The following is a 26971-nucleotide window of genomic DNA, read 5'->3' as shown; positions in this document are numbered from 1 at the left end:
GTCGTGGACTCGCTCGCCGGGCGGTGCGTCGAGGTCCTGGTCGAGCAGGACGGCGGCACCGGGTACGGCTCGGGCCTGCGGCTGGCGAGGTCCTTGGTGGTGACGGCCGGGCATGTGGTCGAGGGCGGTGGGTCGGTCAGGTTGCGGCTGTCCGGCGGCGGCCCCGACGAGATCGTCGTCACCGGCCGGACGGTGTGGCGAGGTGCCCGGCTGGACGTCGCGCTTGTCGAACTCGCTGCGGACGTCCACCTCGACGTGGTCCCTCCGATGGCCATCGGAGTTGTACCGGACGAGGCTGACGGACGGCTTCCGTTCACCGCGATCGGCTTTCCGCGCCATCAGAGCTGGACGGACACGGACACGGCGACCTGGCGCGACAGCGACCAGATTGACGGGGTGATCCCGCTCGGGGCGAGTGTGAAGCGGGGCCGCCTGCTGCTGCATCGGGCGGATGGCCGCCGCCTGGAAGCGCGCGACTGGAGCGGTTTCTCGGGCGCGGGCGTCATCTGTGAGGGGTCGGCTGTCGGCGTCGTCGTGGAGTCGGCCCACTCGGGTGGGCTGGAGGCCGTGCGGCTGGCTGCTGTGATCGGCGCGTACGAGCCGCGCGCGGAAGGCGAGCGCGAGCCCGAGCCGAGTGCCACTGCCGCACGTGAGCTGCTGGCCTCGCACGGCGTCGTGCCGGAACGCCTGCGCGGGCAGGAGCGGCGCCGCCCGGCCTACGAGGCGATGTTGCGCCAGTACGCAGCCCGGTGCGCCGAACTGACCGGCCGCGACCGGGAGCTCGCCGGCCTCCTCGCGTTCGCGACCGGGCCGGATCCCTACCTAGTGCTCGTCGCCGGTCCCTGGGCCGGAAAGACCTCCCTGGTGACCCGCTTCGCCACAGGGTCTCACCCCGGGCTGGACGTGGTGTCGTTCGTCATCTCCCGACGCGATGGGCAGATGCGCGTCCAGCAGTTCCACCGGGCCATGTGTGACCAGCTCGCCACCCTGCTGGGTGAGTTTCCGCCCGCCGAACCGGACGCTGCCGCCTTCCTCAGCCTCTGGGAACGCGCGATGCGGATCCCCGGACGTTCCCTGCTGCTGCTCGTCGACGGCCTGGACGAGAACGACTACCGCGAGCTGGCCGAGCCCAGTATCGCCGCGCAGCTTCCGACCGCTCTCGGTCCGGCAGCACACGTCCTGGTGACGAGCCGCCATTCTGACGTGCCGCTCGACGTGGACGGCAGCCACCCGCTGCGCACCTGCCGCCGTCAGGTGTTGACACCGTTCCCCGCGGCGACGAGCCTGCTCCTGCGCGCCCGCCAAGAGCTGGATCAGGTACTCGCCGAACCCGTCCCGCGTACCGTCCTGACCACGATGACGGTCGCCGGCGGCGCGCTGAGCAGCAGAGACATCGCCTCGATCGTCAACGACTCCGCGCTGGCGGTTCGTCGGACCCTGGAACGGGGGCTCTCCCGGGTCGTGGAGCCGCGCCCCGGTACGCCGACCCGGTACACCCTCGCCCATGACACCCTGGCCGTCGCCGTCCAGGAGGACCTGGAACCGGAGGAGTTCACCCATACCCGCACCGCTATCGACGGCTGGGCCCTCGGCTTCGCCGCGGCCGGCTGGCCCGACGACACCCCGGACTACTTGACCGAGGCGTACCCGACGCTCCTGCTCACCGAAGGCGCAGGCCGGACGCTGGCGGCCCTGGCCTCCCCCGCGCGCCGATCCCTGCTCCGCCGCCGGACCGACGGCGACCTGGCCGCGCTGTCCGAACTGTCCAACGCGGCAAGGCTCCTTGAGGCAGCCCCCGACTGTGACCTCACCCTGCTGACGCGAGTGTCGCTGCTCCGCAAGCGCATCGAGGATGACAACTTCACCATGCCCTGCACGTATCCGCTGCTGCTGGTACGCCTCGGCCGAGCCGAGGAGGGCATCCAGGTCGCCCGTGCCCTGCAGAACACCTACGTGCAGGCCGACGCGCTGCTGGCGATCGGCGAGCATCTGCTGGATAGCCAGCGGACCGAGGCGCGGAACCTCATCCACGAAGCCATGGCCGTACCAGGCAGGTTGCCCCTGGAGCAGATGGCACATACGGTGCGCGCAGCCCTCGCGCTCGCGCGGCACGGCGAACCAGGCGCAGCCGACATTGCTCGCCGAGCCGTCACCGAGAGCGGCGACGAGCGAGGCTGGTCCCTCACTACCGTCGCCGAGGCACTTGCCGAGATCGATCCCGCGCTGACACGGACCCTCATCGAGGAGGCCATCGAAGGCGCCGATACGGAGGACCGCCCCGACTTCTGCGGCCTCCTCGCGCCGGCGTTCGCTGTTCTCGGCGACCTCGACCGCCTCCTCCAGCACCTGGCCGACCTGGACCTGGACGGCCGGAAACGAGCCCTCCTCACCGCCTGCAGCGAGCACGTCGCCAAGGGCGGCCGCCGAAACGTTCCCGAGCCACTCCTCACGGCCCTGAACGACGAGTTCCCCGCGTCCGAGCTCGTGGAATCGGCCGCCTACCAGGACGCGGACCGGGCCCGCCATCTGCTCGCCCTGCCCGCCTCGGACTCTCCCGATCTCGATCTCGTGGAGCTCGCCTACACCGCCCTCGCCGCCCATGGCCTCGATCCCCGACAGCCCCGGGCCACGGACGAGCTGCTCGCCGACGCTACGGCGTCTGCCCGGGCCAACGACCACCTCTCATTGGCGCTCTCCCTGGCCCAGGACATCGCCAGCCCCGGCATCCGCGCGGACCACCTCACGGAGATTGCCCTGGCGCTGCTCGACTCCGACACACCCCAGGACGCCGCTCCCGTCGTGCGCGAGGTGGAGGCGGCCCTCGATGAGATCAGGAACACGCCGCCTCCCACCGTCCTTGCAGCCTTCGCCCGGGCCGCCGGCACCGCCGGACGTACGGACCTGGCCACACCGGCCCTGGCGCTGGCCCTCCATACGGTGCTGCAGGCAGGCGACGACAGCCGTGCCACGTGGGAGGCGCGAGCTGTGGCAAGCGCAGCCACTTGGCTCGGCCACCTCGACCACACCCTGAGGATCGCGGTCAGGTTCGAGGCAGACCAGATCGACCGCATCGACATCCTCCTGGACGCCGCGAGAGCCGCCGAAGCCCACGGCGATCAACGCTCAGCCGATCGCGACATGCTCATCGCCCGGGTGGCCGAAGGCATCGAGAAGTCGACGGACCCGAGCGTGTCCGGCTGGCGTACCCGCGTCACTCACGAGCTCATCGCCCTCCACCTCCGCGCCGGGCACGCCGAAGCGGCCCTCGATCTGGCACGCCGGCTTGACAAGACCGATCTCCACGGCCGCGTACTCGAGTTCCGCGCGCACCTGCTGTCGGACGACATCCCCTCGGCGATCTCTCTGATCCGCGAAACGGCCCTGACCATGCCGTCGAGTTCCCCTCAAGACATCGCCCGAAGGCAGGAACAGGCAGCAGCGATGATCGTCGCGATGTGCGACGCCGGCCACCAGCCCCTGTGCCGCGACGTCACGGCTCAACTTGCCGGAACCGCAGACCCAGACGTAACGCTGGACAGCGGCCTGTGGGCCCGCCCCTGGCTCACCGCAGCCTGCCAGGCCACGCGCCTCACCGAGGACTTCACCCGCCTTCTGGACACGCTGCGGCACACCCTCCTGGTCACGGGCGCCCACTATGTGACGAACACCGTGCCGCTGGAAGCAGTCGTCCGCCTGCGCCTCTGGGATCGCTACCACGCCGAAGCCCGTCGGCTGACCGGGGTTCTGGCCGAGGGCGTCCTCACCGACCTGGTCAAAGCGATGCTCGACGCAGGCTTCCTGGCCGAGGCCCTCCCTCTCATCGACGACCTCCAGGACGACTACGCCGACTGCCTGGCCCTCGCCGCGGCCGTTTCCTCCTCGCCGCCCGTCGACCTGGTCAAGCGCTCCCTGGCCCACGGTTTCGCCGAGGACGTCATTGCCCCACTGGTTGCCCTGGAACCGGCGTGCCTGCAGGAGATCGCGGCCCAGCTCGGGGTGATCCAGCTGCCCGCCGAACAGGTGACGCTTCGAGCCCCCAGAGACAGCTGACCGCCCACTCGGGCGAGTAGTTGGTGGTGGTTCAGTCACTCATGGGGTGTCGTGGGCCCCGCCAGTCAGCGAGGCCCACGAGATCGCTGGCGGAGGGACGCGGGGGAAGGTGCGGGCCACTGTCTCGGCGACCGCATGGCGGCCGGCGGTCTCCGCCTGCTCGCGTGATGTAGGGAAAGTCTGACCGCGCTCGTCGGTCCGCGTGGGGCTGTTCGGTCTCGGATGACGCTTGGTATGACTGGCTGGAGACCTAGTCGGGCGGCTGTGTGACCGTTGGAGTCCGCAGTTGTGATCACTGAGAATGGGCCGTCCGAGGACGCCTCGGTCATACCGTATGGGCGGCGTCGGCTGAATGGCTGGCTCATTGTCGCGCCGTTCCTGATCGGTCTGATCGGCGGGCCGACGTGGGCGTTCCTTACGCAGGGGAACCCGGGTGTCCTCGGTTGGACCTGGGTCTGTTTCTCGCTGGTCATGGCGTGTGTGATCGTGGCGGTGGCCCTCTCCCGTTGGCGTCGTCGCCGTTGGGCGATGACCTTCGACGCCATCGGATTCTGGTGGATCACCGATGCCGGTAACGTCCTGATGCCCTGGGACTCGCTGGAAGGCGTGGGAACCTAGCGGTTCGGCAATGTGGTCACGCTCGAACTCTGCCCGCGGGGAGAGCTGGAACGCGATCATCCGTTGCTGTGGAAGTTCGTGCGAGACACGGAATCGCTGGGAGAAGGCCTGCCGCGACTGCGGTACCGCATTGACCTGGAAGCGAACCTCAATCCGTGTGAGGAGGCGTGCCAACAGTGGGTGCCGCAACTCTGGTTCGGAAGGATCGACCAGCGCCCCGGCACGCAGGGCACCCCTGACCACGCCGGCCACGCGGAGCGACTTCGCAGTCGCACGACGCGCGCCGACCAACTCCGGTGGCAGACGTCGAACGAGTTCCGGAGCCGTAGCGACAAACGCCAACTGACGGACCGGCCTGCGTCGTCGACCAGCGCCACCGCGCGAGTCTCGTCCGGCGGAGGGCAGTCGGCGTAAGTGGGGGCGTCGGGACGGGTGCGTTCGCCCAGGGTCATGAGCCAGCGTATGAGCTCACCATTCCTTCGACTCCGGCGCGCGGGACTGCCCGGCTGCGGTTGGGTCGCTGCTGGGCCTGTAACGACATGATCGCGGCGCGGAAGCCTCCGGCCCGGTCCGCAGCTCCTCGGCCTGCTCGCGGAAGTACGGGGCCTTCCACTCCATCACGCGGATCTGACGGACTAGCCAGCCGTCGACGTCGGCCACCATGAGCAGCAGGACGGGGGTGAGGGCGGTCGATGAGCCAGCGGGCGACGGTCCACCAGGCGGCCACGGCGGCCTTCCGTGCAGGCAGGGCGGCGCGCGACTCGGCGGCGTAGCGGACGGCGTCCGCCTCGTCGCGCGTGGCGCCGTGGGTGAGGAAGCGCAGCAGGCGGAGGGCCTCGCGACGGCAGGAGGCCTTCCAGCGATCTGGGGCAGGTCGGCGCGGTGGGCGACGTCTTCGGCGCTGGCGCGCAGTACGGCGGTGAGCGTCGCTGCCGTCCTCCGCAACGGTTCGTCTCCGGCGACGGACGACACCGGGCAGACGGACGTCTCGGGGCGGTCGGTGCAGCGGCTGCGGTAGAGGGTGAGACTGCCGTGGTAGTGCGTGCGGCCGCGGGTGAGCCGTGGCATTTCCTCGTCGGGGGCGGTGGTCTCGTACGCGTTGACCGGGCCGAGACAGGCGCGCAAGGCGGTGAACTGGTCCCAGTCGTGCCGGTCGTGGGTGCCGGTGACGTGCACGCTGCCGCGCATCGCACCGCTCGAACACGACGGCGTCGTTCCCGCGAGGCTGGGCGGTGGCGTGCACGCGGCCGGCGGGCGTCTCGATCGTCAGGCTCGGGTTCATGGGCGGCTGCTGTCGGTGAAGCCGACTTCGGGGTACCCCGGACAGGTGGAAACACAGCTGTCCGGGGGCCGTGCAGTTCAGGGCTGTATCCGGACAGTTGGACACCTGAGTCACTCCTGTCCGGAGTCGCGGTGCGCGTCCGATCAGGCGGCGTCGATTCGGTCGAGCAGAGCCTGAGCCTCGACTGTGCGGCGATGGTCCGGGCCGAATGAGGCGAGACAGGCTTCGTGAGCGGCTGCGGCCTGAAGTCGAGCTTCGGTGCCGCGGTGTAGTCCCAGGAGGGCGGTGGCTACGACCACCTCGATGGTGCCGGTCTCTGGGCGGATCTCGTCCGCGGGCAGGCTGCGGCACAGCTCATGGGCGTGCTCTGCCTCGGCGAGGGCCTCCTCGTGGCGGGCTTGGCCGTTGAGGCTGCGTGCCAGGCCGAGCCGCAATGCCAGAGTCAGCCGGTCCGGTTCAGGATGGGCGCCCAGGGCCTCGCGGGCGCGTGCCTCGGCTTCCGGGTGGCGCTCCTGCGCGCTGAGAGCGAAGACCAGCCCGTTGCTGGCGGCCCTGACTACGTTTTGCAACTCCCCTGTACCGCGGCTCGCCATCTGGACGACGGCCGCACACTCCGCCTCACACTCGGCGTACTGACCGAGCGCGGCCAGCGTCTGGGCGCGGTCGGAGCGCAGTTTCAACGTCTGCCAGTGATCAGCTCCGAAAGTCCTTCCGACGCCAGGCAGCACCTCGTCGTATATGGCGAGAGCATCGGCGTGGCGGCCCTGGGCGCCCGTTGCGTTTGCGGTGATGCTCAGGGCCAGCGGTGCGTACGTGTCATCGTGCGGCAGCGACCGGGCCACGGCGCGAGCCTCGGTCACCGCCTCTGCGTAGCGCCCGGCCCTGTACAGGGCCATCGCCCGCGACACGGGGATTTCAGTCGTCCGCTTGGTGCGTGATCGGAAGAGTCTCATGGTCGGAGCATATGGATATGGCACATGGTGTTCGGCGAAGGGGCGGGATTTGCTCGGCAGCACCAGATGGACCGACTGGGGTGCGCGGCGGCCGCCACGCTGAGCGATCCGCTGTCGCACGGGAGTCCACTCCCACGGAGACTGCCCGGCACATCGGCCGCCCAACTCGGTCTGTGCACTGTCTGCGAGTGCGCTGATCGCGCGCGGTGCAAGCCTTGTTGAGGTACGTCACTGAGTCTGCGGGCTAATCGCATAGGCGCAGAGTCCGGCAGTCGTGCCTGCGAATACGAGGCGTCCGTCCGGACTGTAGACGCAGCAGGACACACTGCTGTCCGTCCGCATCATGGTTGTCGGCACACCGCTGGCGGGATCCCAGATCCGCACAGTCCTGTCGCAACTGCCGGTGGCGAGGTGGGTGCCGTCGGGGCTGAACGCCACCGTGGACACCCGGCTGTTGTGACCGGTCAGGGTGCGCAGCGTCTCACCGGTGGCAAGGTTCCAGATCCGCACGGTCTTGTCGCCGCTGGCGGTGGCGAGGCGGGTGCCGTCGGGGCTGAACGCCACCGCGGTGGCCGTGTCGCTGTGGCCAGTCAAGGTGCCCAGCATCTCGCCGGTGGCGGGGTCCCAGATCCGCACGGTCTTGTCGCCGCTGGCGGTGGCCAGGCGGGTGCCGTCGGAGGTGAACGTCACCGCGGTCACCGTGCCGTTGTGGCTAGTCAAGGTGCTGACCTCGTGGGTGGCGAGATTCCAGATCCGCACGGTTTCGTCCTCACATCCGGTGGCGAGCCAGGCTGCGTTCGCGCTGCATGCCACCGTACGCACTGCGCCATGATGCCCAGTCAGGACGCGGATTATGTCGCCGCTGGTCAGGTCCCAGATCCGCGCGGTTCCGTCACTGTCGCCGGTGACTGGGAAAGGCCCGTCCGGATTCGCCACCACTGGTGGTGCTGAATGCGGGTCATCGGTGCGAGGGCCCACCGGTCTCCCGATGGCGAGGCTGGTACCTTCCGGGATGAACGCCAGGGCTAGCACCCGGCCACGGCGGCCGGTGAGGGTGCGGAGCATTTCGCCGGTGGCGGGGTCCCAGATCTGCAGGGACTGGTGGTCGTCACTCCCGGTGAAGAGGCGGCCGTCGGGGCCGAACGCCACCGCGGTTGCCGCGCTGTTGCGGCCGGTGAGGGTGCGGGTGGTTCCGTCGCCGGCGGGGTCCCAGATCCGCACGGTTGTGTCGCTGCTGGCGGTGGCGAGGCGGGTGCCGTCGGGGCTGAACGCCACCGCGTACACCCAGGCACTATGGCCGGTGAAGGTGCCTAGCGTCTCGCCGGTAGAAGGGTCCCAGATCCGCACGGTTTCATCGCCGCTGCCGGTGGCCAGGCCTGTGCCGTCGGGGCTGAACGCCACCGCCGTCACCACGCTGTTGTGGCCTGTGAGCGTCTGCAGCGTTTCTCCGTCGGCAAGGTTCCAGATCCGCACGGTTTCGTCGCCGCTGCCGGTGGCGAGGCGGGTGCCGTCGGGGCTGAACGCCACCGTGGTCACCCGGCCGCTGTGGCCGGTGAACGTGTGGAGTGTTTCGCCGGTGGCGGGGTCCCAGATCCGCGCGGTTGTGTCACTGCTGGCGGTGGCGAGGCGGGTGCCGTCGGGGCTGAACGCCACCGCGGTCACCGCGCTGTTGTGGCCGGTGAGCGTGTGCAGCGTTTCCCCGCTGCCGGGGTCCCAGATCCGCGCGGTTTCGTCGCTGCTGGCGGTGGCGAGGCGGGTGCCGTCGGGGCTGAACGCCACCGTGGTCACCCGGCCGCTGTGGCCGGTGAACGTGTGGAGTGTTTCGCCGGTGGCGGGGTCCCAGATCCGCACGGTCTTGTCAGAACTTCCGGTAACGAGGCGGCCGTCGGGGCTGAACGCCACTGCGTTCACCCAGGTGTTGTGGCCGGTGAGGGTGTGCAGCGTTTCGCCGCTGGCAAGGTCCCAGATCCGCACGGTTTCGTCGCTGCTGGCGGCGGCGAGGCGGGTGCCGTCCGGGCTGAACGCCACCGCGTACACAGCGTCGGTGTGGCTGGTCAGGGTACGGACCAGGCCAGGGTCGGGCAGGTCAGGAGGCGGCCAGTGGTTGAGGAGGCCGGGGGTCCCCGGAGGAAACGGGTTGGCAGGCCAATGGGGCGTGTTGGTGATGCGGCTGCGCAGGATCGCATCGAGAGCATCAGGGGGCTCGGTGGGGGTCAGGAGGTGGGCAGCCTGGGTGAGTTGGCGGGCCAGGCCGCCGGCGTGAGCGCCGATGCGGTCGAGGTCGCGCCAGGGTGCTGTGGGTCCGCGCTGGTGGAGTCGTGTCCGAACCCACCAGAAGCCTTCCGCCAGCCGGTGCGCCTGGAGTGCGAGGCCGGCGTCCAGGAGATGCTCGATGAGGTGGTCGAGGAGGTAGCCGTGCTGGACCTGCCACCAGGGCACCTGGCCGTCCTCGGGCATGGGCAGGCTGGCGGCGACGGCGTCGAGCAGTGCGCGGTTGGCGCTTTGGCAGCCTTCTTCTCCCAGCTCTCTGCGTAGGTAGTCGCGGACGACGTCGTGGAGGATGACGGCGCCGTCGGGCACGGTGGTGTCGATGCTGAGCAGGGACAGGTCGGCCATCTGCTTGCACAGGGAGCGGACGGCTGTTTCGTCGAGGCCGCTCGTGGCTTGCCATAGCGTCGTCACCAGTGGGATCGGGATGCTCTCGTCCTCTGCGAAGATGCCCAGTTCACTGAAACGCTTTTCGGCGTGCTCGGGTTGGAGAAGAGTCGTGGCGGCGCGGATGCTCGCCCGGACTGCGGTATTGCGGTGAGCTGGATCGTTGAGGTCGAGCGTGGTGTCGTCCGTGTCCTGGAAAGCGGGCCCGGCCGTGCGCAGCCGTTGCAGCAGGGTTCCGGCGGCGGCGGTTGCATCGGCCCCGGTGCCGGCCTGATCGGCGATGAACTTGTTGGCGATGCCCAGGAGCAGCGCCCACTGTCCCGTTGCTTTGACGAGCTGCTCCACCACCTCCGGCTCAGGCAGGGTGGGAAGACCGTGGGTGAGCAGCCGTCGGGCCTGCTCTCGCGTCATCCGGTCCACCTCGATGCGGATCGTGGTGTCGGGCAGGACGTGCGGCCGCCGGGTGGTCACCAGCCTCACACAGGACTGTTCTGCGCCGCGCATGAACGGCGTGAGCTGCTCGGGCTCCCACACATCGTCGATGATCAGCAGGGTTCGCGGCCTGTACGTCAGGAGGGCGCCGAGATGGGCGCCCGCGCGCTCGGGGTCCGAGCCGGTCTCGGTGGTGTCACCGGTGATCAGACGCGTTTCCTCCGCGACTTTCGCGGCGATGGCCGCACGACCGCGGACGTCACGGCCGATGGTGATCAGGTGCACGCCGCCAGGAAACCGCCGCTGCACCGACCGCTGGGCGGCTACATACCTTGCCAGGGTGGTCTTCCCGAACCCGCCGGCGCCATGGAGTCCGGCCGTGATCGCCACTGGAGCGCCGGACCGCCGTCGCCGGGCCCGCCTGCGTACCGCTTTGATCACGGCATCGGCTTCGTTCCGGTCGACCCACCACGGCGGCACGTCAGGAGCCGGAGGCTGTCGAAGCGCTGCTGCAGGCTCGGCAGGGGCACCACCCAGCGACACCGCCAAAGCGGCCAGTCCTGCGACAGAGCCGAGCACACTGGCCACAGGGTCCGCCTCACCCCAGCCATCGCGCAGCGCCGTCACCACCAGCCACACCCCGGCCGCCACGCACACCGCGATCGCCGTCCGCACGCCCCACCGACCACGCATCCCCATAAATGGGCATCATGCCGTTGTGAGAGGGGCGTTGATGGCTTCTTCGTGGAAGCCAGGCATCAGCCCCTGCAGCGGGGTTCGGCGAGGCTGTGTCTGCTGTTGCCCAAATGGGTGCGGGCACTTTGGTCGTCGGGGCGGCTGCATGCCACGCGTGGCCTCGTGGTCATGGATGGCAGTGGGAGAGGTGAACTCGGTCTGTGTGGATCTCCGCAGTGATCGGAATCCTAGCCTCGGGCCACGTCCCTGACGTCGACGCGTCCGAGATGGCACCGACGATACGAGCGCAAGGCCGAACATTTCTTGGCCTTCGCGGTATGGCCCAGCCCTCATCGGCTACCGCCGACTCACCCATAGGGCACGGTCTTATCCGACAAGCAGCTCCGCCGCCTGCCGGTACCGCTCGGACTGTTCCTCGGCCAGCTTCCACAGAGCGGGCAGGCCGTCCTTCCGAAGCCGCCTCCCTGCCTCCTGCTGGCAGGCCGGCTCATAGTCGGCGAGCCGCGCAAAAGAGTCTATGCGGACATCGGACGGCCATGCGGTCGCCGCCTTGAATGCGGATTCCAACCCCTGTGCGGCAACGAGCTGTTGCTGCCTCGGCCGGGTCAGCACGATTGTCACGAACACCAACAACCAAGATCGCCGAACAAGCGAGCCAGCTACGCCGCACGATCCTCGTCAGTTCCGTTCGGTGAACGACGTCAGACTGCCGGTATCGGCCAGTTGCTCGTGGACATCGGGGAGGTCCTCCGGCAGCAGACTCCAGACAATGACGTCGGTACGCACCTCACACCACTCGCCATCCGCGGTCCTGGCGCGTGCCGTCCAGGCGTTGCGCAGCACACCCTCAGAGATGCATCCGATCCTCTGGGCCACCTGCTGGGCGGCGGCGTTGTCGGTGCCGGTGCGCAGCTCCAGCCGCTCGAACTTCTGGTGATGGAAAAGCCACTTGGTGATGCCCAGGATCGCCTCGGAGGCGTAGCCCTCGCAGCGTGCCCAGGGCGCGATGACGATGGCAATCTCGGAGGAGCGGGTGCGCCAGTCGGTGTTACGCAGATGCACCATTCCGACCAGGCGTTGGGTGAGGAACTCAGTGACGGCGAAGACGATGCCGCGGCCCTGAGCGCGTTCGGCCGGAGCAAGGTCGGCAATCCAGGCGTGGGCGTCAGCCTTGGTGTAGGGCTGCGGCGCGGACGTCCAAGCAGTGATGGACTCATCGTTCATCATCTCGGCGAACGCCTCGATGTCCTCCTCATCGAGAGGGCGAAGGAACAGCCGCTCCGTGCTGATGTCGATGCTGGGGAAGGTGCCTGTCACGGCTGGCGTCGTCGCCGTCTGGACGTTGGCAGCCCGGCCGGCATCTTCCTGGGCTGCGGCCCGGAGTCGGGCCTCGGCAGTTACCTCCTCCAGGGCAGTTGACAGAGTTTCCGGGGCGGCGTAGTGCGCGACGATTCGGTTGTAGGCGGCCCCCTGATCGGCCGACTCTGACTCGCCGATGTGCGTCGGATCCATATTCACGCCTCCTTATCCATCCGCATCGCGTTCCTCAGGGTTCGCCGCGCGTGAGCGAGGTTGGCACTCGCCTGCGCCGGAGTACACCCGAGAATCTCGGCGATCTCCGAGGGAGTCATGTCAACCAGTGTCAGCGTCATGACTTCCCGCTGCCGTCGGGGCAGGGCGCCGATCGCAGTGCCCGCGGCCAGCGCGAGCTCCGCTGCGGCCAGGTCCTGCGCGGACCTCTGGTCAATGAGTTCCCATTCCGGTAGTCCGACCTGCTGTTGACTGCCTGCCAGTTGGCAGGCCAGGCGGGACGCAACCGTTCGGACCCAAGCCTGAGGTGCCTGCACTTTTCCCCAGTGCTGGATCAGCCGGGTCATCGCTTCGGCGGTCGCGTCTTGCGCGGTCACCTCGGTGAAGCGGCGGTGGACGACCAACATGGCGATCACCCGGGGATAGTGGTGCTTGAAAAAGTCCGTGAAGCTGTCGGAATCACTCTCCACTCCGATTGCCCCTCCGGCCCGGGCGGGAATCACGCCCGCTCCTGCGCTTCACGATGACAATCAGCAGGACCAGTAAAGCCGAAATGAGTGTGACGGTCACTGATCTGGTCGTCACATACAGGGTTCCCAAGCCTCCCAGAACTGTATTGATCAAGAGCACCAGGCCGGCTGTTTCGCTATGCTCCGCGCCTGGAGCCGATCCGGGCGGCGCGGGGCTTCCCGCCTCTGCGCCGGAAAGCGGCTCTGGCTGTTCGGGGGGTTGCGGGTGGATGTCCATCATGTCTACCCAGAGCTCCCAAAGCCCCTTCACATGAAATGTGATGTGAGTCACAGCCGACAGTGAGGTGGATGCGAACATCTCGCCGCTGCTCACGCCTGCCACCACAGGATGCCGCCAGGTCCAACGAGTCGGAGCGTGATGGCGGTTGGGTCAGGCCTGGCCCGGTCGTGGTCTGTATTCAGACGGTGGCTGTGCGGTCGGAGACGAGGCCGGCGACGGCCCGGTAGGTGTCGGGCAGCCGGTCGCGGCGGTGGGTCCAGCGCATGAGTTGTTTCCAGCGCTTGTGGTCGGCCAGGGCGTGCTCGACGGTGATTCGGTCGGAGGAATGTTCGTGCCTGTCGTGTTCTCACTGCTCGACTCTGCCGGCCGGCGCTCCGGGCCGTGACTTTCTGGGTGGGGTGAGGGCCTGGCCGGGATGGTCGCGGCTCAGGCCCAGGTAGCCGCCATCGAGCAGGATTTCGACCAGGTCGAAGTGGCGGAAACAGCCAGTGATACCCGCCGCACGGGCCGCGGTCACGTCGTGCATCCGTCCCGGCCTCAGGCCATCGGCTCAGGGTGCGGCCGTGGTGGTCGGCGATGACAGTGGCTTTCATGGTGTTCTGCTTCGTCTTGCCTGAGATGAAGGCACGGCGTCCGCCGCGGCCCGCGACCGGCGGACCTGGACCTCAGCGGCATCCAGACGCAGCTCGACTCCTTCGGCCTGGGCATAGGCGAACACGTCCTCCAGCGTTCGAAGCCGCAGACCAGGCCTGTCGGGAACAGCACAGCCCCGTCTCGCCAGCAGCTGGCGCACCTCACCGACAGCCCGGGTGACGGTCGAGCGTGAAGTGCTGTCGAGATGTCAGGTGACGTCTCCTCCTGCGGCCCTAGCTCGGTATCGAAGGGCGACGTCCCGTTGATGTTGGCGTAGGAGATCCGTACCCAGTGGAACTGCGGCCGAGGGCCCTGCCGTGACGGGCGCGGGCTCTGTGTCACGTGTTCGATGACCTCGATCTCATTCGCGGCGAGGGTCTCCTGCTCCATCTCCGTCACACAGTCACGGATGAAACGATGCCTGCCTGGATGGGCCGCCTGGCCACAGACGACTTGCCGAACCCGGGGTCAGCCTCGCTCAAGACCGCAAGCCGCGCACCCAGGATCTGTATATGCCCAAGGGCCAGCGCCAGCGGGGGGTATGCGCCGGTGGACTCGAGCTGCAGCATGTCGGAAAGCGCGCCGGCTGAGGAGTCCAATGCCAGGTCACGGGAGACGGCCGAGTCGGAACGGCGCCAGTTCTCAAGACCCTGGACCGCCTGGTCTGCGTCGTCGAGCTTGTCCGCTAGCGTGCTCCGGAAGATCCGCTCATTCAGCGCCCGGACCTCTTTCACGATGTTCGCCGAGGCAGCGAGGGTCGCCCGACGAGACTCCATGAGCTGTGCGTATGTGGATAGAAGCCGGTCGCGAGCCGGGTCGCTCGGGTCCTGCGAGAGTTCTTCGATGTTCTTCACGAACTGGTAGATGGAGTTGACCGTGCCCAGAACTTCGCCGATAGCCTTGAAATTGCAAGAAAAGCTGCAAAGCCCATGATTCCCCCCAACCCATTACGCGGTCTTCCAGCGTCCTCCTCCCGGAATAATCCATACAAGCGCTTCGCGAAAATCTTTCCTATATGCGGTGATACTGGGAAAGGCGATCCCACTGTGCGTCCGGTGCAAGTCGGCACGGATGAAGAGGGGCCCGGGAAAGCCTGACGAACATCAGCCGCACGGTGAGCAGGGTCTGATGCCATGTGCTCGGCTTCGCCGGGGCCGAGCACATTACGGGCCGGGGCGCGGGCGCTGGTATCGCTGACGACGCCCTACTGCCTCAGAGCCGCTCACTGCCAAGAGGCTCTTCGCCCGCGGCGTCCCCGGTGGCGTCGGTGTTCGGCGGGTCGGCGAGGACGGTGCGTCGGTACCGGGGGTGGTCGAGGTCCATCTGCTGAGAGGAGCGGAGAGGGACAGGACAACGGGTGCGGTTGGCCCAAGGCAAAGGGCTGATGGCGCAGGCCGGCCACCCGGACCGGCGCCGCGCTCCGTCCATCGGGACAAGCAGGCAAAAGGACCGACGGAATACCGCGGTCCGCCGAGCGCTGCCTGGTACGCAGCACCGACATGTCGTAGTGCAGGGGGTCCGCCCGGCTCTGGTCCAGGAAGCCGAGCACTCGGATCTCCGTGGTGTCCGGCGTCGGCAACTGCTCCAGGTCTTGGCGCGAGAGGACAAGCGTGCCGCCGTCGGGCATCTCGACGCCACGGGCGATCTCGCCTTCCGCGAGCTCCTGCCCGTCGAGCTCGCAGACGCGTCTGTACCTCAGCCGCCCCCCGCCGCCATCATGGACCATGTGGAGCGGGACCCGACGCTGGGACGTTGCGGGATACACGCTGATTGGAATGCTGACCAGCGAGAAGGTGGTCACCTTCTTGGCTGTGGCAGTCGGCACGCTTACTACCTCCAGCAGGCGCGCATCCCCTAGACCCACCAGCCCAACCCAGACAGCGAGTGATCGCCACTCCAGACCCGAGCTGCGCCCACGCGCGAGGAGCCGCAACCTGGAAGCTGTGGCAGGCGCCACACCGGCGGCTGTCCAGCCAACGGAGGCCCACCATGATCCCCGGGACGAGAACAGCAGCACTGACCGCCGCCGCACTCCTTACCGCTGCCAGCGCGGTTGGCGTAACCCACTCCGCACAAGCCGCACCCCTCACCCCGACCTGCACGGCCGCCGACTTGCGCTTGTCTCTCGGCCAGGAGGAGTACGCCGCCGGATCCATCTTCATCCCCGTGAACTTCACCAACACCTCCACGCGCGTCTGCAGCCTACGTGGATACCCCGGCGTGAGCGTCCTGGACGCCGGCCACCAACAGATCGGTAGCCCAGCAACGCACAGCAGCTCCCCCGCGACCACAGTGTCCGTAAACCCCGGCCAGACGGTCAGTGCGACGATACGCACCAACAACGCGGCAGTCGCCCCGGCTTGTCGGCCACTCCCCGACTACATCGGCATCTATGCGCCGGCCAGCTTCCAGCAGGTGCTCCTCCCTTACCAGCTGCTCATCTGCGGAGCGTTTGAGACGAGTCCTGTCCAGGTCGCCGGATGATCTGAGGCAGCGTCCATGGGCGGCGGCCCGGCGCCACGATCGCCGCCGACGAGATCGCATGCTCCTGAGCGCCGCCTCGCCTGCCTCCGCCCCGATCGCCCTGCCATCGCCGCCGGCACAGGAGAGCGGAAGCGCGCAGGGCACCAGCTCTGCGCGCATCGCCCTCCGAGGTCCTTGCGCGCGCTCGGCAGCAAAGGCGGGACTGGTCGCGTCTCAGGGCCGACATGTACAGATCCTTCACCTGCGGCAACGGGCCGCCGGACGGCACCCCGGCGCTGACGCCGCGGTGCCGTTCCAGGGACTGCCTCTCTTGGCCGTGCCGACGCGGCCGCCGCCTCAACGAGCGCCCAAAAGGCGGTGCCGGTGCTCCGGTGGAATGCTGATGACCCTGTCTTTGACGCCTTCGACATCTGTGACGCCTCCGGAGTCCCCCGTGCCGGTGGTTCCCGTGCTCGCCGAGGACGACGCGGTCGAACTCCCCGCCTACCTGGTGACCGCCGCCAGGACCCAGCTGGCCGAGGCCTCGGAGTACGCGCCCATGCGGCTGCTCACCGCAGCGGGCCGGCTGGCGGCAAACCGCCGTCTGCCGCGATCCCGTGGTCGGTGTGCTCGGTCATGAAGCGCTCGATGTCCGGCAGGCTTTCGGGTGTGAAGTCCGCCCGGTAGCCGGAGCTGTTGAGGGCGCGGGCGGTCCAGGCGGCGCTCGTGTCCACGTCGTGAAGAAGGGAGGCCATGGCCGGGTCACCTGATCTTTGCGCTGCCGCAGGTGAAGGTCGTTTCTTGAAGGAGTTCTGGTGTGATGCGGACGCCGGTCAGATGCTCGGCCAGCGCGAATGCTGCTGGTGCGGAGTGGTCCTCCGCGCTGTCGGAGGTCTCCTCCCAGAACTGGAAGCCGATGTCGTGCATGGTCTTCAGGAGTTCGTTGGGGGTGGTGCCCCATCGGCTGTCGGGGAATCCGGGTTCGAAGGTCAGACGGTTCGTCCCGTCCTCGGCCCAGAGAAACGAGTCGACGCCGTTGATGTTGACGAAGTGCGAGACCCATGTGGTGCCGGCGGATGCCGGCAGGGCCGTTTCCTCGGTGACGCCGAGATAGCCGTTGGGCTCGATCAGCAGTGTCCAGTCCCCGACGCTCGTCATAGCGATCAGCTGCCGGGTGTTGTCGGAGTCCAGGAGGTCGAAGGCCGCCTCTGTTATCTGCTTCGCCCCGGTCCGCGCAGACTCCACAGAGCCATGGAGACGGCGGAGGACCTCAGAAGGCGGCAGGCCGTGCACCAGGGTGAAGCAGTATGCCTCTGCGAGGTCGGGGAATCTCTCCTCGAACCACACGTAGTCGGCAGCAGTCGAAGTCATGCCCGAGATCCTCGCTGATGCCACTGACATCGGTGGCTGAGACTGAGACTGCGGGGGTGCGGTCTGCTCGGCGGCTTCCTGGACCCAGTGCGCGATGACGCGTAGCTGGTGCAGGAACCAGGGCACCAAGCCTGTGCCGTGGCAGCGGCGGACGAAGAAGTCTGGCGCTGCCGCACCTGCTGCCCGTCCGACCCGGCCCACGACAGTCGGAACGGCTGCGAGGCCAAGCCCGTCACCAGCGGATCGAAGTCCAGTAACATCAAGCGGTTGCGCTCCAGCCAGAATCCCTATCCCATATGCCCGCCGCAGTTCGCCGACCATTACAGGCACCGCCTGGAGCCGCGGCCGCCGCCTCCAACCCCCCGCACCACGCGCCCAGCCCCGCGGACTGTTCCGGTTCGTCGATTCCTTCGTGCTCGACGACATCGTCGGTGAACTCGCCGTCCCCGGACAGTGCGGAATCCCGGTGCGTCACCCGCTCTACAGACTGCGCACCATCGAGCACGTCACTCATCGACCATGTCAACTCCTGCTTCCTCCCGGAGACTCCCGCTACGTGGGCGTGCGTCGCGGCGAACGACGCCACCTGCACACGCAACCGCTTCTGAAGGCGCTTACGGTGCTGTCGGCGGGTACTTCCAGGCGCTATGCGTAACCGGCGCACTTTTCCTCGCGCACGGTGCTCAGGGCCACTGTCCGACTCGCTCACCGAACCGGACTGGGGCACGCTGGGAGGCGTGACCAGCGCGCCGATTGTCGTGCACCGCCCCTCTGCCACGGGCGGCCGCAAGGTCACCGCGTGCGCCCACGGTCGGGCCGGGGACCTCGGCACCGCCTTCAGCGACCACGGCCTCGTCGTGTTCCTCGAGGCTGCAGGCCTCTCTGATCCCGAGAACGTGCCGGAGGATCCCCAGTGGATCGACTGGCGTGGTTCTCCAGCCACTCTTCTCGGGCAGCTGACGCTACTTGACGGTTTGTTGCTCGCGTATCGATCGATCGCACCGACCATTCACAAATGTTCGTGTGCCTCGTCGTCGGATGCGTATAGACCACAAGAGAGAGGAACGGACAGATGCCTACCATCATCACTCCCGACGGCGTTGAGATCTTCTACAAGGACTGGGGTGCTGGCCAGCCCATCGTTTTCAGCCACGGCTGGCCCCTGTCGGCCGACGACTGGGACGCCCAGATGATGTTCTTCCTGCACAAGGGGTACCGGGTCATCGCGCACGACCGGCGCGGGCACGGCCGGTCCGCGCAGGTCGGTACCGGCAACGACATGAACCACTGGGTCGCCGACCTGGCGGCGCTGACCGAGCACCTCGGCCTGCGCGACGCGGTCCACATCGGACACTCAACCGGCGGCGGCGAGGTAGCACGCTACGTCGCCCGCTACCAGGACCGAGTCGCCAAGGCAGTGCTGGTCGCCTCCCTGACCCCGAACATGGTCAAGAGCCCCGACAACCCTGCTGGCCAGCCCCAGGAATGGTTCGATCAGGTGCGTGCGGGAACACTGGCCAACCGGGCGGAGTTCTTCCGGGCCGTGCCGGAAGGCCCGTTCTACGGATTCAACCGTCGGGGCGTCGAGCCGTCGGAGGGGGTCATTGCGAACTGGTGGCGCCAGGCCATGGCCGGCAGTATCCAGGCCCACTACGAGACCCCCCTGTCCTGGCTGGAGGACTATACTGAGGACCTCCAGAAGATCACCGTGCCGGTCCTGGTCATGCACGGCGACGACGACCAGATCGTCCCCTTCGCCAGCTCCGTGCCGCGTGCGGTCGACCTGCTCAAGAACGGCACGCAGAAGACGTATCCGGGCTACCCGCACGGCATGCTGACCACCCACGCCGACGTCCTCAACCCCGACCTGCTCGCCTTCATCCAGTCCTGACCGCCGCAACAAGACTGGCACCACCGAACACCCCCACGGGATCCTCTGCAATGCATAGCGCCCAGCAGCGCTGACATCCGCGACGCCGGTTGGCTCTAGGCGCTGTTTCTCGGACCTCCGGACGTGGGTGGGGTGTTGGGGTGAGGCTCGTTGAATGGGCCGTGGGGTCTGACGAATGCGGAGGACGAGGGCCGGCCGAACGCCCTCCGCTCACTTGTCGGCGTCGATTCCGACGAGCTCTGCCAACCCGGCGACCTGTCGGCCGGAGGCGCATCTGCCCGGCGACCGTCATCCGGGGATCATGTCTAGGCTTTCCGGGCCAGTCCGGCGGCTATGAGGTGTTCCCAGACCGTGAGCTCTCGTCTCTCGCCGCTGTTCCACGGTTTGTCGCTCTCGTCGGGACGCCACAGGGACGCCGGGACAATCCCGGGGTCGAGGATCTCCAGGCCGTCCAGCAGGGAGGCGATCTCCGCGTCGGTGCGCCACCGGCCGCGGCCGAACGTCTGCTGGAGGACCTTCTCGGCCTCCGCGCTCTCCGCGTTGTTGCCGGAACGGAAGTGGCTGATGAAGAAGTGACTTCCGGAGGGGACGTGGTCTCGCCAGTAGCGGACGATGCCAGCCGGGTCCTCGTCATCGTTGACGTGGTGGAGGATGGCGCTGAGGATGACGGCGACGGGACGAGTGAAGTCGATGATTTCCAGGGTGTCGGGGTGAGAGTGGATGCCTTCGGGGTTGCGCACATCGACCCCGACGACGCGGGTCCGGTCGTTGTTCTCCAGCAGTGCGCGGCCGTGGACCAGCACTTGAGGGTCGATGTCGACGTAGACGACCCGGGACTCGGGGGCGTGCCGTTGCGCGACCTGGTGGACGTTGTCCGCGGTCGGCAGGCCACTGCCCAGGTCGATGAACTGTCGAATGCCGGTTGTCTTCGCGATCTCCCTGACCGCCCGGGTCAGGGCCGCACGGTTGGCGAAGGCGATGGCCACCGAACCGGGCAGGTCGCGCTTGAACACGTCACCGATCTCGCGGTCCACGGCGTAGTTGTCCTTGCCGCCGAGCAGGTAGTCGTAGACGCGGGCGATGCTGGGCTTGGCCGGGTCGATGGAGGAGCCTTCGTACGTCATAGCGGCCATTATCTGCTGTCCACGACGACAGCTTCACCGAAACCCCTCAACCCCGCTGTCCGACACTGCCGAGTGACGTCCAACCTGACTTCTCCGACATCGCGACCCCGAACCCGTACGCCGCCCTGATGACCCAGATCGGCCGCTGGAACCGCCCCGCCGACATCGAGGCCGACGTGCGAGCCGCCGTGCCGCCGGGAAGGAACCGTCGCCGGACCGGACATCATCGCCGATGCCACCGGCCTGACGCTTTTTCGCGACAGTGCGGCGCGCTGACGAGCCGGGGTGATCCCCGCGGCCGGCATCGTGTTCCTCCCTGACGTGGCATCGGTCGTCAGTCGAGGCCTTCGATGATGCGGAAGTCGCGCTCGACGCCGTCGGAAAGTACTGCCAGCGCCTCCTGGTAGGTCGCACTCGCGCGTGCGGCGACCGCCTGTTCGAAGCTGTCGAACTCGATCAGGACGGTGCGCTCGGCGATTCCGGCACCGTGTGCGACGACCCGGCTGCTGCGGGAGAGCAGCCGCCCGCCCGCGGCCTTGACGGCTGGACCGGCCAGCTTGTCGTAGGCAGCAAGCCTCTGAGGGTCTGCGATGGTGCGGTAGACGCTGACCCAGTAGCCCTTGGCCACGGTACCTCCTGTGTTCGCAATTGATGATCAGAAGCATGCTCAGATCCATGGCCGGCTCGCTGTGCGTCAGCGAGCCGACGGAGACGGCGTCGAAGTTGAATGGCTTCGATCAACCGGCTGGGGCTGCGATCGGATTGGTCTCGGGTGAGCGTCGGCGGGCGAGGACGTGCCAGAGCCGGTCGAGTCGATGACTGGCCTCGCCAGAAGGGCGGCGGACCGGACTAGAACGAGAGGTGCCGACAAGTAGGTACGAGTCGCACCAGCACGACGTGATCGGCCATCAACCCTGAGCCCCTGCCACAGATGCCGCCAGAATTGGCCGGGCTCTCACAGGAGCGGTCGGACCCGCTGTGCACCGGCACCCTCGCCTTGAGCGCGCGGACCTCATCGCATGCCCCTGCGCACGATCGCTGCCTGGCCGCCGACTCGGATCCGGTGTCCCGTGCGGTCGCGGTGGACGGTTGCTGTGATGGTGGACGGGCTGCCGAGGTGGTCACCCATGTCGACAGCGAGGCGGTATGCGCCGAACCCGGCAGCATGCGCTGCCAGGCAGGCCGTGCTGTTGGCGTTGGCGATGTCCTCGGGGACGCCGATCGACGGGGCGAACATTCGGGCTGCTGCTCGGCCGTGTCGGTCCGGGAGCGAGTAGGCGTAGCAGCCCAGCAGACCGTAGCGGTCACAGGCTGCGCGCAACAGGGTCAAGTCCGGCGTGAGTTCGGCCAGTGCGGCGCGGGATCGGATGGTCAGCAGAAGCCTCGGCCGCCCGTTCGACGCCACGCAGGCGTCGTCGGCGACCGCGTTCTCCGTCAGTCCGTGGCCGCCTGCGACTGCCCTCAGTTCGGGTCCACCGGCGCTACGCAGGCTGACCGGGCCCGGATCGAACGAGGCCGTCAGGCCGTCACCGTTTCGGCTTGCCTGACCGTCGAAATTGCGGTGGGCCGTCCGCAGGTCTGGTCGTGGCGCTAGTCCGGCGAAGGGGTTCCGGAGCTGGTGGCCTGTGGGCCGCACCATTGGGTCAATGCCTGGCGCGCTGCGTCGATGCGACGTTCAGGTGACTCGTCCGATATGGCCCATGCGATGTAGGCGTCCGGTCTGACCAGAACACTTTTTTTGGTGGTGCCCTTGGGGGACACGATCTCCACCTCGCCGGACCATTCTTTGATCAGTGAGGGGAGGCGCTCGGGATCGGGTGGGGTGACAAGGACGAACCGTCGCTTGCGGAGGGCTTCGTAGAGTCTGCGTCCGTCGCTGAGGGCGACGTCAGGTGCGCGCTTGCCGACGAGGGGGTGTGCGCCGGCCGGGGCGGCGTAGGAGATGTCGATTCCTGAGATTGCTCTGGCCATTCGTCGGGCCACTGGTGGGGTTTGCAGCACCGTACGTGCTGAGAGGTCACGGAGGCCGCACAGTGCTCGTGGTGTGGTGAGGACGCCGCGCAGCAGCGCGCCGCTCATTCGCAGGACCCGCTGTCCTACCGGGTGCCGTTCGTCCTGGTAGCTGTCGAGCAGGGCCTCGGGTGCGCGGCCGCGCTGAACGGCCGCGAGTTTCCAGCTCAGGTTTGCGGAGTCCTGGATGCTGGTGTTGAGGCCCATGCCGCCGGCGGGGGAGTGGACGTGGGCGGCGTCGCCGACGAGGAACACCCGGCCCACCCGGTAGCGGGGGGACTGGCGTTCGTCGCTGTGGAATCGGGAGAGCCAGCGGGGGTCGTGCATGCCGAAGTCGCTGCCGAGCGCCTGGCGGGCGACGTCTTTGATTTCTTCCAGACCGACCGATGCGTTGTCGGGCATGGGGTGGTGGCGATTCCAGGCCATGACCCTGAACCAGCCGTCACCGAACGGGACGACGATGGCGAAGGCGTCTCCGATCGCCGCCACGGTGGGCGGCTTCTTCGGTGGGTCGGCCATACGGACGTCTGCGAGCATCATGGAGCGAATGGCGGAGCGGCCGGGGAACGGCAGGCCGAGGGACTGGCGTACGCAGCTGTTCCGTCCGTCCGCGCCGACCACGTAGTCCGCGCGCAGGGTGTGTTCAGTGCCGGCTGGCGTCTTCACGGTGACGTCGACACCGGTGGGGTCTTGCAGGACGCCGGTGACTTCGTGGGCCCGCATGATGTTCACGCCGTGGTCCAGGGCGCGGGCCAGGAGCAGCCGCTCGGTGTTGTACTGGGGTGTCACGAGGACGTGGGGGTAGCGGGTCGGCAGGCGCGAGAGATCGATCCGCAGGAATTGCAGGATCGGGTTGCGGAGGCCGGTCAGCAGCAGGTCGTCGGCCAGGCCGCGGGCGTCCAGTTGCTCCATCGTTCGGGCGTGAACGGCGAATGCGCGTGTCAGCCGGGATTCCCCTTGTCGCCGTTCCACGACGGTGCAGCGCACTCCGGCCTCGGCCAAGTCGCCTGCGAGCAGCAACCCTGCTGGACCAGCACCGACGACCAGCACGTCAACGTCGGATCCCATGCTCTGTCCTCCGCGTGCGACTGAACGAGCAGTACGGCGGGTGATTGTCAGGCTGCCGCTCGTCACCGGCGGTGCAGGTCCGGGCGGGTGGGCGAAGGCGTCCGGGAGTTCACTCGGGTGGCGTAACGCGTGGCTCCTGACGGTGCAGGTGCCGGGAGCATTTCGTATGAACCACCGTACGAGACAGGCCTCTTCCTCGCCTGTCAGGCATCGGCCGTCCCGCTCATACCGGAGCGGTGATGCCAACGCGCCGAATCCGTGCCCCGCGCATATGTTGACCGAATGCGGTGCCGTTTCCGTCACATCCTCGGAGGGCGTGACGTGCGAGGCCCGCGAGCTGACTTCGAGAGGAGCGCAACCATGCCCTTCGCCACCGCCGGGGACGGCACTCAGATCTTCTACAAGGACTGGGGCTCGGGCCAGCCCGTCGTCTTCTCCCACGGCTGGCCGCTCACCGCGGACGCCTGGGATCCCCAGATGAAGCTCATGGTGGACAACGGATTCCGGGCCATCGCCCACGACCGGCGCGGTGGCGGCCGCTCCGGTCAGCCCTGGGACGGCAACAACCTCGACACCTACGCCGACGACCTGGCGGCGGTCATCGAAGCCGAAGACCTGCACGACGTCATTCTGGTCGGGCACTCCACCGGCGGCGGCGAGGTCACCCGCTACATCGGCCGGCACGGTACGGCACGGGTCGCCAAACTGGTCCTGCTCGGCGCCATCCCTCCGCTGATGCTGAAGACGGAAGCCAACCCCGAGGGCCTGCCGATCGAGGTGTTCGACGAGATCCGCCAGGGCGTGCTCACGGACCGCTCGCAGTACTACAAGGACCTCAGCGCCCCGTTCTACGGTGCCAACCGTGAGGGCTCGACCGTCTCCCAGGGAACACGTGACGAGTTCTGGCTCTGGAGCATGACGGTCGGCATCAAGGGCGCCTACGACTGCGTCAAGGCGTTCTCCGAGACGGACACGACCGAGGACCTGAAGAAGGTCGATGTGCCGACACTGATCGTGCATGGCGACGACGACCAGATCGTGCCCATCGTCTCCGCGGGCGACAAATCATCCAAGATCGTCAAGGGCGCGCAGTACAAGGTCTACGAGGGCGCACCGCACGGCCTTGCGATGGTGCCCAAGTACGCCGAGATCTTCAACAAGGACCTGCTCGAGTTCGCGCGCAGTTAGCGGCGGCTGGTACCCGGGGAACGGGACATCCGGCAGCACTGCCGCCGACCGGGGGCACTCCGAAGCGGCGCTGCGACTGGCCGCCCAGGAGAGGGCCCGCGGGCCTTGGGCGCATGCGTAGGGGTTTCCCGGCCGGCCGTCGCAGACCTGCAACTTCAGCTGCGGCGGGCGGCGGCGCTCCCGAACCATCTCCCGGACAACTACGTTCCGAGCGGCTATACCTGGCCTGGCGGCCAGGGCGATCGCGTGCCGTCTCCACGCCCAGCGTCGGGTCATGTGCCCCGTGGATGGACTGAGCGCGATCGGTTCGCTGTGTCAGCCGACCGGGCTTGCGCCCTGCTGGAAGACGTTGATGAAATTTCCGTCGTTGTCACGGATCGCGGTCGAGATGCTGCCGTCGCCGAGGTCCATCTGCTCCCAGACGGTCGTCACGCCCAGATCATGGAAGGTGCGGGTGACGCCGGCGAGGTCCTCGACGCGGAAGACCAGGGCCTTGTTGCCGATCGGGCGGATGTGTGCGGGAGGCTCTGCCGTCAGTTCGGGGATCCGCACAGCGTCCGCGGGCTGAAGGAGTTCGAGCCGGAACCCGGGACCCTCCAGGAAGGCGACGTCCGCCCCGATGGCGTCGAAGCGGGACTTCGCCAGCAGGGTGAGGCCGAACACCCGATTCCACCACTGGATCGACGCGTCGAGGTCACTGACGGAAATCGTCACGTTGTGAAGGCTGAAGGTGAAGGGCGGCTGGGCAGCGGTGGCCATGGTGATCACTTTTCATTGAGCGTGTGCAGTCGTTTGCGGTAGGGCACGCGAGGTCCTCGCCCAGTCCCACCCGGCTTCTCTCTGCCGTATTGGCGGAACAGTCTGTGCCCGTCTGCCGCCGACCCGATGCCACTTGCAGTAGCGAATCCACGGGTCGCAACTCAAAGGTAGGTCTTATGGACCGTTCAGTCAAGAACTTACGTAGTCTTCGGGTCCATTGCGAAGTTGGCGATCAATGCACCAGTTGGCAGCTTGCCGCTGGCATGCGGAAGAGAGGCGCGAACGCGGTACTGCGCGGACCTGGGCAGCTGGAGTTCTCGCCCCCAGGTCCCGTGGGCGATGGTCCGGCGTCGTCGGCTGCCACAGCGCCGTCCGGCCCGCGTTGAGGCGCCGTCGATGGCACAGCTGCGCAGCCGGAGAGCCTGCTCAAGGGCATGGCGAGAGGGGCAGGCGGTCAACTGCGCTGTTGTGGGCGCCCGGGCCACTCGTGGGGGCGTTCGGAAGGCAGGTGCGCTGGGTGCTCGCATGCCGACTCGAGCAGGACCACCCGGATCCCTGCCTGTCGGCACATCGCCTGTGAAAGGCGTCGGCCCGCGGGGTGGTCAGTGCCGGGACAGCCCCTTGAGGGCGGCCTGGCCTATCTGCAGCAGAGCCGAGCTGTCCATGTCGGTCTTGGCGAGAAACTCGATGCCCTGCATGACGGCAAGGAGCAGCCGCCCGAGCTCCTGTGCGTCCGCGCTCGGTTCGACCGCCCCCTCGTCCTGGGCTTCCTTCACGCAGGCGATGAGAAGATCTTCGACGGCTTGATAGCTGGCCCGGGCCCGGGAGGCGACATCCGGATCATTGCTGTGCAGCTCGGACGTGCTGTTGACCAGAAGACAGCCGCGTCGCTGCGGGTCCTCCGTGAATCCCTTGACCACCTCCTCGATGAGGAGGGTCAGGCGTTCGAAGGCCGTACCGGGCCCGGTGAGGACCGCCCGGACGCTGTTGAGCTGTTCGTCGCGGTAGCCGTCCAGCACGTGCAGGAACAGCTGCCGCTTGTCGCCGAATGCCCCGTACAGGCTTCCCTTGCCCAGTCCGGTGGCGTCCGTCAGGTCCTGCAGTGACGTAGCCGCGTAGCCCTGATTCCAGAACTGCTCGCGCGCAGACTCCAGCACCTGGTTCTCGTCGAAGTTCCGCGGGCGTCCCATGCTCAACAGCGTACGTCATTCTTGACCTATCGGTCCAGATCGTGAGATGCCGTCCGGGGTGCCTGCGGCGCCGCGGGGGTCGGGGCAGCCCCTGGTGTGGCCGCCGTGCAGGGAGTGGCCGGGTGATGGCGGGGGCGCGTGGTGCGCGCCCCCCCAGGGCTCTGCCGGCGCCCTCGCGGGCGGGCCGGCGTCGGCCGGCCTGTCGCCGCTCGGAGGTGTGGAGGCAGTCACGTTTTTGTCCGTGCGGTCCATAACTCAGTTCTTTACCGTACAGTCCATAACTGGGTCCGAGGCCGTCCGGTTCGGGC

Annotated in this window: 21 protein-coding genes and 2 pseudogenes; 6 read left to right on the top strand and 17 right to left on the bottom strand. The window is 67.9% G+C overall.

What is annotated here, in order from left to right; translation table 11 throughout:
• Positions 1–3 precede the first annotated feature (3 nt).
• Together ABEB03_RS27270 and ABEB03_RS27265 are read left to right on the top strand one after the other, a co-directional pair.
• On the top strand, positions 4–4050 hold the full coding sequence (locus ABEB03_RS27270) for a trypsin-like peptidase domain-containing protein (RefSeq protein ID WP_345654976.1): 4047 nt from the start codon (positions 4–6) through the stop codon (positions 4048–4050).
• 288 nt (positions 4051–4338) lie between these two features.
• Positions 4339–4668, top strand: coding sequence for a hypothetical protein (locus tag ABEB03_RS27265; RefSeq protein ID WP_345654973.1), 330 nt, complete (start codon positions 4339–4341; stop codon positions 4666–4668).
• Between the two features lie 468 nt (positions 4669–5136).
• On the opposite strand, the gene ABEB03_RS27260 is transcribed toward ABEB03_RS27265, so the two are convergent.
• From ABEB03_RS27260 to ABEB03_RS45420, 9 genes and pseudogenes are all read right to left on the bottom strand, one after another.
• Positions 5137–5856, bottom strand: coding sequence for a hypothetical protein (locus tag ABEB03_RS27260; RefSeq protein ID WP_345654970.1), 720 nt, complete (start codon positions 5854–5856; stop codon positions 5137–5139).
• A 237-nt stretch (positions 5857–6093) separates the two neighbouring features.
• Positions 6094–6903, bottom strand: coding sequence for a tetratricopeptide repeat protein (locus ABEB03_RS27255; RefSeq protein WP_345654967.1), 810 nt, complete (start codon positions 6901–6903; stop codon positions 6094–6096).
• A gap of 228 nt (positions 6904–7131) precedes the next feature.
• Positions 7132–10665, bottom strand: a complete 3534-nt coding sequence (locus ABEB03_RS27250; RefSeq protein ID WP_345654962.1) for a WD40 domain-containing protein — start codon at positions 10663–10665, stop codon at positions 7132–7134.
• 387 nt (positions 10666–11052) lie between these two features.
• The gene (locus ABEB03_RS27245; RefSeq protein ID WP_345654959.1) at positions 11053–11307 is read right to left on the bottom strand and encodes a hypothetical protein; all 255 of its coding nucleotides are present in this window, start codon (positions 11305–11307) and stop codon (positions 11053–11055) included.
• Between the two features lie 57 nt (positions 11308–11364).
• Positions 11365–12003 (bottom strand): GNAT family N-acetyltransferase, encoded by a 639-nt coding sequence (locus ABEB03_RS27240; protein WP_345655353.1) that lies wholly within the window; start codon positions 12001–12003, stop codon positions 11365–11367.
• 197 nt (positions 12004–12200) lie between these two features.
• A complete protein-coding gene (locus ABEB03_RS27235) occupies positions 12201–12686 on the bottom strand; it encodes an RNA polymerase sigma factor (protein WP_345654956.1) in 486 nt (161 codons plus the stop codon).
• A gap of 458 nt (positions 12687–13144) precedes the next feature.
• Positions 13145–13804: pseudogene (locus tag ABEB03_RS27230) on the bottom strand (transposase family protein); the annotation flags it as partial.
• A 190-nt stretch (positions 13805–13994) separates the two neighbouring features.
• A complete protein-coding gene (locus tag ABEB03_RS27225) occupies positions 13995–14453 on the bottom strand; it encodes a hypothetical protein (RefSeq protein WP_345654953.1) in 459 nt (152 codons plus the stop codon).
• Positions 14454–15103: 650 nt separating this feature from the next.
• Positions 15104–15400: pseudogene (locus ABEB03_RS45420) on the bottom strand (Ku protein); the annotation flags it as partial.
• Between the two features lie 188 nt (positions 15401–15588).
• Between ABEB03_RS45420 and ABEB03_RS45415 the strand changes: the two are divergent.
• Positions 15589–16083, top strand: coding sequence for a DUF4232 domain-containing protein (locus ABEB03_RS45415; RefSeq protein ID WP_425589305.1), 495 nt, complete (start codon positions 15589–15591; stop codon positions 16081–16083).
• A complete protein-coding gene (locus ABEB03_RS45410; RefSeq protein WP_425589304.1) occupies positions 15992–16702 on the top strand; it encodes a DUF6092 family protein in 711 nt (236 codons plus the stop codon). The genes ABEB03_RS45415 and ABEB03_RS45410 overlap by 92 nt, the downstream gene beginning before the upstream one ends.
• Here the strand turns inward: ABEB03_RS45410 and ABEB03_RS27220 are convergent.
• Together ABEB03_RS27220 and ABEB03_RS27215 are read right to left on the bottom strand one after the other, a co-directional pair.
• Positions 16632–16817 (bottom strand): hypothetical protein, encoded by a 186-nt coding sequence (locus ABEB03_RS27220; RefSeq protein ID WP_345654950.1) that lies wholly within the window; start codon positions 16815–16817, stop codon positions 16632–16634. The genes ABEB03_RS45410 and ABEB03_RS27220 overlap by 71 nt on opposite strands.
• A 7-nt stretch (positions 16818–16824) precedes the next feature.
• Positions 16825–17433 (bottom strand): DUF6461 domain-containing protein, encoded by a 609-nt coding sequence (locus ABEB03_RS27215; protein WP_345654947.1) that lies wholly within the window; start codon positions 17431–17433, stop codon positions 16825–16827.
• A 1072-nt stretch (positions 17434–18505) separates the two neighbouring features.
• Between ABEB03_RS27215 and ABEB03_RS27210 the strand changes: the two genes are divergently transcribed.
• Entirely contained in the window at positions 18506–19324 is an 819-nt protein-coding gene (locus tag ABEB03_RS27210; RefSeq protein ID WP_345654944.1) for an alpha/beta fold hydrolase, read from the top strand.
• 305 nt (positions 19325–19629) lie between these two features.
• On the opposite strand, the gene ABEB03_RS27205 is transcribed toward ABEB03_RS27210, so the two are convergent.
• From ABEB03_RS27205 to ABEB03_RS27190, 4 genes are all read right to left on the bottom strand, one after another.
• Positions 19630–20457 (bottom strand): SAM-dependent methyltransferase, encoded by an 828-nt coding sequence (locus tag ABEB03_RS27205; protein WP_345654939.1) that lies wholly within the window; start codon positions 20455–20457, stop codon positions 19630–19632.
• Positions 20458–20782: 325 nt separating this feature from the next.
• Positions 20783–21076, bottom strand: a complete 294-nt coding sequence (locus ABEB03_RS27200) for a DUF1330 domain-containing protein (RefSeq protein WP_345654936.1) — start codon at positions 21074–21076, stop codon at positions 20783–20785.
• A gap of 384 nt (positions 21077–21460) precedes the next feature.
• Positions 21461–21853 (bottom strand): PhzF family phenazine biosynthesis protein, encoded by a 393-nt coding sequence (locus tag ABEB03_RS27195; RefSeq protein WP_345654931.1) that lies wholly within the window; start codon positions 21851–21853, stop codon positions 21461–21463.
• Positions 21854–22038: 185 nt separating this feature from the next.
• Positions 22039–23508: an FAD-dependent monooxygenase gene (locus tag ABEB03_RS27190; protein ID WP_345654928.1), complete on the bottom strand. Its 1470-nt coding sequence runs from the start codon at positions 23506–23508 to the stop codon at positions 22039–22041.
• A gap of 378 nt (positions 23509–23886) precedes the next feature.
• Here ABEB03_RS27190 and ABEB03_RS27185 point away from each other — a divergent pair, with 378 nt between their 5' ends.
• Entirely contained in the window at positions 23887–24714 is an 828-nt protein-coding gene (locus ABEB03_RS27185) for an alpha/beta fold hydrolase (RefSeq protein WP_345654925.1), read from the top strand.
• 315 nt (positions 24715–25029) lie between these two features.
• Here ABEB03_RS27185 and ABEB03_RS27180 read toward each other — a convergent pair whose 3' ends face one another.
• Together ABEB03_RS27180 and ABEB03_RS27175 are read right to left on the bottom strand one after the other, a co-directional pair.
• Positions 25030–25428 carry a VOC family protein gene (locus ABEB03_RS27180; RefSeq protein WP_345654922.1) on the bottom strand — a complete coding sequence of 133 codons (399 nt, stop codon included), beginning with the start codon at positions 25426–25428 and terminating at the stop codon, positions 25030–25032.
• Between the two features lie 647 nt (positions 25429–26075).
• Positions 26076–26663: a TetR/AcrR family transcriptional regulator gene (locus tag ABEB03_RS27175; protein WP_345654919.1), complete on the bottom strand. Its 588-nt coding sequence runs from the start codon at positions 26661–26663 to the stop codon at positions 26076–26078.
• Between the last annotated feature and the right edge of the window lie 308 nt (positions 26664–26971).

This window comes from Streptomyces siamensis (assembly GCF_039543605.1).
Taxonomy (GTDB): domain Bacteria; phylum Actinomycetota; class Actinomycetes; order Streptomycetales; family Streptomycetaceae; genus Streptomyces; species Streptomyces siamensis.
The sequence above is the reverse complement of the archived record's forward strand: the minus strand, read 5'-3'. Positions and strand labels throughout refer to the sequence as shown.

What these genes read in the sequence shown, in the direction of transcription:
- ABEB03_RS27260 (WP_345654970.1), bottom strand. Translation starts at nt 5,856, where the DNA reads ATGCGCGGCAGCGTGCACGTCACCGGCACCCACGACCGGCACGACTGG.
- ABEB03_RS27255 (WP_345654967.1), bottom strand. Translation starts at nt 6,903, where the DNA reads ATGAGACTCTTCCGATCACGCACCAAGCGGACGACTGAAATCCCCGTG.
- ABEB03_RS45415 (WP_425589305.1), top strand. Translation starts at nt 15,589, where the DNA reads ATGATCCCCGGGACGAGAACAGCAGCACTGACCGCCGCCGCACTCCTT.
- ABEB03_RS45410 (WP_425589304.1), top strand. Translation starts at nt 15,992, where the DNA reads ATGCGCCGGCCAGCTTCCAGCAGGTGCTCCTCCCTTACCAGCTGCTCA.
- ABEB03_RS27220 (WP_345654950.1), bottom strand. Translation starts at nt 16,817, where the DNA reads ATGGCCTCCCTTCTTCACGACGTGGACACGAGCGCCGCCTGGACCGCC.
- ABEB03_RS27215 (WP_345654947.1), bottom strand. Translation starts at nt 17,433, where the DNA reads ATGACTTCGACTGCTGCCGACTACGTGTGGTTCGAGGAGAGATTCCCC.
- ABEB03_RS27210 (WP_345654944.1), top strand. Translation starts at nt 18,506, where the DNA reads ATGCCTACCATCATCACTCCCGACGGCGTTGAGATCTTCTACAAGGAC.
- ABEB03_RS27205 (WP_345654939.1), bottom strand. Translation starts at nt 20,457, where the DNA reads ATGGCCGCTATGACGTACGAAGGCTCCTCCATCGACCCGGCCAAGCCC.
- ABEB03_RS27185 (WP_345654925.1), top strand. Translation starts at nt 23,887, where the DNA reads ATGCCCTTCGCCACCGCCGGGGACGGCACTCAGATCTTCTACAAGGAC.
- ABEB03_RS27175 (WP_345654919.1), bottom strand. Translation starts at nt 26,663, where the DNA reads ATGGGACGCCCGCGGAACTTCGACGAGAACCAGGTGCTGGAGTCTGCG.